Origin of the sequence: Cellulomonas hominis (assembly GCF_901521055.1) — a bacterium.
Taxonomy (GTDB): Bacteria; Actinomycetota; Actinomycetes; order Actinomycetales; family Cellulomonadaceae; genus Cellulomonas; species Cellulomonas endometrii.
In genome coordinates, this window is sequence record NZ_CABEGA010000091.1 from 1 (window position 1) to 6541 (window position 6541).

Consider the following 6541-nt stretch of genomic DNA (forward strand, 5'->3'; position numbering starts at 1 on the left):
TTTTTTTCCAGGCGGAAGCCGGCATAGGAGATAGCGTGGCGTCTCGTGGGCTGGGAGTTGTGTATAAGAGCCACCCGCCGCGGGGGCCGGGCCCCCGCCGCGCCGCCGCCAGCACGGCGCCGAGGCCCGCGCGGGCGGCCGAGGCGGACCCGAACCGCACGAGCACGGTGCGGGCCGCGGGCACGACGTCGACCGCACCGGTGGGCGGGTCCGCCCGCAACGCGTCGTCCAGCGCCCGCACGGCGGCGAGGTCCGGCAGGTCGACGAGCACCGCCTCCGGGCCGTACGGGACCGCGCGGACGGTCATCGGCGGACGCTTGCCGCGCGCGGGCCCGTCACGCGTCCGCCCATCGCGCGCGGATCCGTCATGCGCGGGCTCATCACCCGCCGGCCCGTCACGCGGCGACCGGCCGGAGCTCGACACCCGCGGCGACCAGGGCCTCCCGGACGGCGCGGGCGAGCGGCAGCGCTCCCGGGGTGTCCGAGTGCACGCAGAGGGACTCCGCCTCCACCGCGACGTCCCCGCCGTCGAGGCTGCCGACCACCCCGTCGCGCGCCATCCGCACGGCGCGGGCGGCGGCCTCGGCAGGGTCCGTCACGAGCGCACCGGGCTGCCCGCGCGGCACGAGCGTCCCGTCGGCGAGGTAGCCCCGGTCCACGAACGCCTCGGCGACGGTGCGCAGCCCCGCCGCACGCGCGTGCCGGAGCACGGCCGACCCCGGCAGGCCCACCACCGCCAGCCCGGGGTCGACCCCCGCGACACCGGTCACCACGGCGAGCGCCTGCTCCTCGTCGTGCACGATCCGGTTGTAGAGGGCGCCGTGCGGCTTCACGTAGCCGACGCGGGCGCCGACGGTGCGCGCGACGGCCTGGAGCGCGCCGATCTGGTAGGCCACCTCGGCAGCCAGGACGTCCGGCGGCACGTCCAGCCGGCGGCGCCCGAACCCCACGAGGTCGCGGTACCCGACGTGCGCACCGACGGCCACGCCCCGCGCGAGAGCGGTCGAGCACCGGGCCGCCATGATCGCCGGGTCGCCGGCGTGGAACCCGCAGGCGACGTTCGCGCTGGTGACGACGTCGAGCAGGGCGTCGTCCGTGCCGGGCTCGCCGAGGGTCCAGGCGCCGTAGCCCTCGCCGAGGTCGCAGTTCAGGTCGATGTGCGTCGCCACCGTCCCATCCTGCCGCGACCGGCCTTCCCACGAGGAGCACGGCGTCCCCGGCGCGTGACGGTCGTCCGGCCGGCACCCCGTCGGGGCGCCCCACCCCCGCGCAGGGGCGAGGATGGTGCCGTGGTCCGGACCGGTGAGCTGCTCGACGTCCTGCTCGCGGGCGGCCGCCGGGCCGACCGGCTCACCCACGTGCGCCACCTGCCTGCGCGGGAGGGCGTGCCCGTCGACTGGCCCGGCTGGGCGGACGCGGACCTGGTCTCCGGGTACCGCGCGCTGGGCGTGGAGCGTCCGTGGCAGCACCAGGCCGCTGCCGCCGACGCCGCCTGGTCCGGGCACCACACGGTGCTGTCCACGTCGACCGGCTCGGGGAAGTCCCTCGCGTTCTGGCTCCCGTCGCTGTCCGCCGTTCGTGCTCAGGCCGCGGCCCGCACGCTCGACCCCGGGCGGATCGAGACGGTCGCACGCCGAGGGTCCGTCCTGTACCTGTGCCCGACGAAGGCGCTCGCCGCGGACCAGCTGCACGCTCTCGACCGGGTGCTGACGGCGGCGCGCGTCCGGGACATCCGGGTCTCCACCTGCGACGGCGACACCGCCCAGGAGGAACGCCGCTGGGCGCAGGAGTACGCGGACGTGGTGCTGACGAACCCCGACTTCCTGCACTTCGCGCTGCTCCCGCAGCACCGCCGGTGGGCGCGGCTGCTCGGGTCGCTCCGGTACGTCGTGCTCGACGAGTGCCATGCGTTCCGCGGCGTGTTCGGCGCGCACGTCGCGGCGGTCCTGCGACGCCTGCGACGGCTCGCCGCGACCTACGGGGCCGACCCGGTGTTCCTGCTCGCGTCCGCGACCACCGCCGAGCCCGCGGCCAGCGCCGCCCGGTTGATCGGCGTCGCGCCCCACGAGGTCGTCTCGGTCGCCGACGACGCCTCTCCGGCCGGCCGCAAGACCGTCGCCCTGTGGCAGCCCGCCGAGGTCCCGGCCGCAGCGGGGCCGTGGTCGGGGCTGCTCCCGGAGGACGACCCCTGGGCGCTCCCGCTCGACGAGCCGCCGGTGGACGTCGACCGCGACGCGCCGGGAGCGGTCCCCGAGGACGCCCCCGGGGCGGCAGCCGACGGCACGGACGTCTCGGCCCGGACGGCCGCACCGGCGCCAGGCCCGGACGCCGGCTCCGTCGGCCCTGCGCGGGAGGGCTCCGGGCCGCGGGGCACGGGCGAGGACCTGGTCGCCGACGACCCCGACCGCCCGAGACGTTCGGCGACCGCCGAGGTCGCGGACCTGCTCGCCGACCTGACCGCGGCCGGTGCGCGCACCCTGGCGTTCACCCGGTCCCGCCGCGCCGCCGAGTCCGTCGCGACGGTCACGCGCGAGCACCTGCGCGACGTCGACCCGGAGCTCGCGTCCGCCGTGGCCGCGTACCGGGGCGGTTACCTGCCGGAGGAGCGGCGCGCGCTGGAGGAGGCGATCCGCACGGGACGCCTGCGGGCGCTCGCGACGACGAACGCGCTCGAGCTGGGCGTCGACATCTCCGGCCTGGACGCCGTGGTGATCGCCGGCTGGCCGGGCACCCGCGTGTCGCTGTGGCAGCAGGCGGGGCGCGCCGGCCGTGCGGGCGCGGAGGGGCTGGTCGTCCTCGTGGCGAGGGAGGACCCGCTCGACACCTTCCTGGTGCACCACCCGGAGGCCGCGCTGGACGCCCCGGTCGAGGCGACGGTGTTCGACCCGACGAACCCGTACGTGCTCGCCCCGCACCTGTGCGCGGCCGCCGCCGAGACGCCGATCCGCGCGGAGGAGCTCGACCTGTTCGGGCCTGGGACGCGTGAGCTGCTCGACGTGCTGGTCGAGCGCGGGGCGCTGCGCCGGCGCCCGTCGGGCTGGTATTGGACGCACGCCGAGCAGGCGGCCCGGCTCACGGACCTGCGCGGCACCGGCGGGGACCCCGTACGGGTGGTCGAGGGCGTCACCGGCCGCCTGCTCGGGACGGTGGACGCCGCGGCGGCCGACTCCACGGTCCACGCCGGCGCGGTCTACGTGCACCAGGGAGCGACGTACGTGGTGGACGAGCTGCGCCTGGAGGACGGCGTCGCGCTCGTCGACCGGCGGGACGTCGACTACGGCACGTGGGCCCGCTGGGTCACGACGACGGAGATCCGCTCCACGACCGCCGAGCGCCGCTGGGGCCCCGTGACGTGGGGGTTCGGGGCGGTCGACGTGACGACCCAGGTGCTGAGCTTCCAGCGCAAGCGCATCCCCGGCATGGAGGTGCTGGGCTCGGAGCTGCTGGACCTGCCCGCCCGGACCCTGCCGACCACCGCCGTGTGGTGGACGGCCCCCGCCGAGGTGCTGGAGCGCGCGGGGATCACCGTCGAGACGGCCCCGGGCGCCCTTCACGCGGCGGAGCACGCCTCGATCGGGCTCCTTCCGCTGCTCGCGACCTGCGACCGGTGGGACCTCGGGGGCGTGTCGACAGCCCTGCACGTCGACACGGAGCAGGCGACCGTGTTCGTGCACGACGCCTACCCGGGCGGTGCCGGGTTCGCCGAGCGGGGGTTCGCGCTCGGTGCCACGTGGCTGCGGGCCACCCGGGAGGCGATCGCCACCTGCCCGTGCCGGTCCGGGTGCCCGGCGTGCGTGCAGTCCCCGAAGTGCGGGAACGGCAACAACCCGCTGGAGAAGGCCGCCGCCGTGCGGCTGCTGGACGCCGTCCTCGAGCACGCCGGCACCGTCTGACGGGCGGACGCCGGCACCCGCGGGACCCCGTGGGCCGGCGCGCGCCACGGCTGTGGCGTCACCGAGCGGGAACGCCACTGCCGCGCCGACGCGGACCACGCCGCCGTCCTCGTCGACGCACTCGGTGAGGACCGCACGGTTGCGCACCGCCACGTCCCGGGCGACGTCGCAGCCGTCGCCGCGACCGGTCAACAGCCGCTGGGCGGCCGCGAGCGCCCCGAGGTCGGCGGCCGTCTGCGCACGCCCGCGCGCAGCCTGGGCACCGGCGAGCCACCCCAGCGCCGCCGCGAGCACGAGCGCGACGGCGACGAGCACGACGACGAGGACGGACCCCGAACCGCGGTCGGAGCCGCAGAGGCGTCCGTCGCGCGAGGGGCCGTCGTCCCCGCCGTCGGTCCTCACGGCTCCGCCCGCCCCGTCGCCGCGGCGTGCACGACGAGGCCGCCGACCAGCGGGAGGGTCGGGCCGACCGTGCCCTCGACGGACACCACCACCCACCCGTCCTCCCGTCCGACCGCGACGCGGACCCGGTCCCCCGCGACCCGCTGCGCGACGGCGGCCACCGCTGCGTCGTCGTCCCCCAGCGCGGCCGCCCGAGCACCGGCCCGGGCGGCGTCCGCGCAGCGGAGCTGTGTCGCAGCGGCCGCCGTCAGCCCGAGGACCACCGCGACGAGCAGCGCGACGACCGGCAGCAGCACCGCGAACTCCGCGGTCACGGAACCGCGGTCGGCGGCCGCACCCGCCCGGCGCCGGCTGAGGGGTCCCGCCGCCGGTCCCTGACTGCATGCCGCGAGCCGGGTTCTCCAGAGGTGTGCGGTCCGCCGTCGTCCCTGCTCCACGTCACACCGACAGGGCGTCGCGCACCAGCGACGTCAGCGCCTCGCGGACCTCGGCGCTGCGCAGGATCACCACGAGCAGGCCCGCGAACCCCACGGCCGCGATCATCACGATCGCGTACTCCGCCGTCGCCATCCCGGCATCGCGGCCGGCCCCGGTCACCCCGCGGCGCACCGCTCGGGCACGCCGTGCGACCGCCCGACGCACCCCGCGCCCTGCGCCTCGCGCCGCGTCTCGCACCGACCGGCGCGCCGGCTCCTGCACCGCACCGTGCGCCGTGCCCCGCAGAGCGCCGTGCGTCGTGCCCCGCACCGTGCCCGCGCTGCTCCTGGTCTCCGCCATCTCGCACCTCCCGTCGCCGTCGACCGCCCACCGGCCGACGGTTCGACGCTCCCGCACCGGAGCGGTCGACCCGCGTGCCCGAGAGGCCGACCTGGGGACGACGCCTGCCCGCCGGCGCTGTGGACGACTCGGGGACCGCGACGCGCGTGGATCGCGACCCTCACGGTCGAGAAGCTCCGCAACAGGCCGCTCGCCCGCGGCGGCCCGACCGCGCGTCAGCCGAACAGGCTCCCGGCCAGCGAGAGCAGCACCGGCACCAGCCCGACGAGCACGAACGCGGGCAGGAAGCACAGCCCGAGCGGCAGGACGATGCGCACCCCGAGGCGGCCCGCGGCCTCCTGCGCGGCACGCTCGCGTCGCCGGCGGAGCGCGGCAGCGGACGCACGCAGGATCGGCCCGCAGGCGGCGCCGGTCGTCCACGACGCGGCGAGCCCGTCCAGCTGCCGGCCCTGGTCGGGCGCGTGCGTCCAGGCGGCGGGCCAGGACGCGCCCAGCAGGAGCGCCGACCCGGCCCGCGCGAGGTCCGCGCCGGTGGGTCCGCCGAGCGCCGCGCCCACCGAGGCGAGGGCGTGCGGCACGCTGGCCCCGGCCTCGACCGCCACGGCGAGCAGCTCCAGGACGGTCACCCCGTCCACCCCGGCGCCGCCCGTCCCTTCCCCCAGAGCCGCGCGAGGCGACCCCCGCCCGACCGCCGCAGGCCGACGTGCCCGCGGACGTGCCACGAGCACGGAGAGGCCGACGAGCAGCACGAGCAGCAGGTCAGCCACCCGCCCCACCGAGCCCTGCCTCCCGGGCGGCCGCGACCATCCGGCGCACCCACGCACGGCCGGCGAGGGTGAGGGCGGAGCCGGCGACGCCCGCGGCGCTCCCGACGCCCCCGTCGAGCAGCGCACCGAGCGGGTCGGCTCCCAGCAGCGCGCCCAAGCCGACTCCCACCGCGGGGAGCCACGTCAGCAGCGTCGTGGTCTGCGCGGGCCCGGCCAGCGCGGCACGCACGCCGGTCTCCGCCTCGGCGTCGGCGGTCAGCGAGCGCGCATAGCCGTCGAGCACCCCGGCGAGCGGCGCACCGACGACCCCGGCCAGCCGGGTGGCCGCGAGCACTCCGGCGACCCGTCGTTCGAGCAGCGCGCGAGCGTGCCCGCCCGGGCCGCCCCGGCGCCGGTGCACCGGCGGTCCCACGAGGGCCGCGAGGACGTCGGACGCCCGCGGGGTGCCGTCGGGTTCAGTCGCCACGCCCAGGACCGCGCGCCACGCCTCCCCGGGCGAGCGGCCCGCGCGCAGCTCGGCGGCGACCGCGGTGACGGCCGCGCCCAGGGCCGCCGACGGGTCCGCCGCCGATCGCGAACGCCGCGACCGACGTCCCCGCGCGGCTCGAGGCGCTCGGTGCGCTCGCCGGGCTGGACCGGGCCGCGCTCGCGGCGCAGGCGGTGAGCGCGGTCCACGCCGGCGGGCACCTGCCCCCGGAGGGG

General features: G+C 78.3%; 6 protein-coding genes and 1 pseudogene. 1 reads left to right on the top strand and 6 read right to left on the bottom strand.

Annotated features, from left to right (window positions below):
* Positions 1–395 precede the first annotated feature (395 nt).
* Positions 396–1169, bottom strand: coding sequence for a LamB/YcsF family protein (locus KJP73_RS18375; RefSeq protein ID WP_213284336.1), 774 nt, complete (start codon positions 1167–1169; stop codon positions 396–398).
* A gap of 120 nt (positions 1170–1289) precedes the next feature.
* Here KJP73_RS18375 and KJP73_RS18380 point away from each other — a divergent pair, with 120 nt between their 5' ends.
* Entirely contained in the window at positions 1290–3893 is a 2604-nt protein-coding gene (locus tag KJP73_RS18380) for a DEAD/DEAH box helicase (RefSeq protein WP_213284332.1), read from the top strand.
* Positions 3894–3935: 42 nt separating this feature from the next.
* On the opposite strand, the pseudogene KJP73_RS19755 reads toward KJP73_RS18380, so the two are convergent.
* From KJP73_RS19755 to KJP73_RS18405, 5 genes and pseudogenes are all read right to left on the bottom strand, one after another.
* Positions 3936–4391 (bottom strand): annotated as a pseudogene (locus KJP73_RS19755) (Rv3654c family TadE-like protein); the annotation flags it as partial.
* Complete coding sequence (locus tag KJP73_RS18390) at positions 4292–4609, bottom strand: TadE family type IV pilus minor pilin (protein ID WP_249669535.1); 318 nt, start codon at positions 4607–4609, stop codon at positions 4292–4294. The pseudogene KJP73_RS19755 and the gene KJP73_RS18390, both read right to left, overlap by 100 nt.
* Before the next feature lie 124 nt (positions 4610–4733).
* Positions 4734–4865 (bottom strand): DUF4244 domain-containing protein, encoded by a 132-nt coding sequence (locus KJP73_RS19760; protein WP_249669536.1) that lies wholly within the window; start codon positions 4863–4865, stop codon positions 4734–4736.
* Positions 4866–5287: 422 nt separating this feature from the next.
* Positions 5288–5698, bottom strand: a complete 411-nt coding sequence (locus KJP73_RS18400; RefSeq protein WP_249669537.1) for a type II secretion system F family protein — start codon at positions 5696–5698, stop codon at positions 5288–5290.
* Positions 5699–5831: 133 nt separating this feature from the next.
* On the bottom strand, positions 5832–6305 hold the full coding sequence (locus KJP73_RS18405; RefSeq protein ID WP_249669538.1) for a type II secretion system F family protein: 474 nt from the start codon (positions 6303–6305) through the stop codon (positions 5832–5834).
* Positions 6306–6541 lie beyond the last annotated feature (236 nt).

Bases quoted from the DNA above. Each gene is read 5' to 3' on its own strand.
- KJP73_RS19760 (WP_249669536.1), bottom strand. From the start codon at position 4,865: ATGGCGACGGCGGAGTACGCGATCGTGATGATCGCGGCCGTGGGGTTC.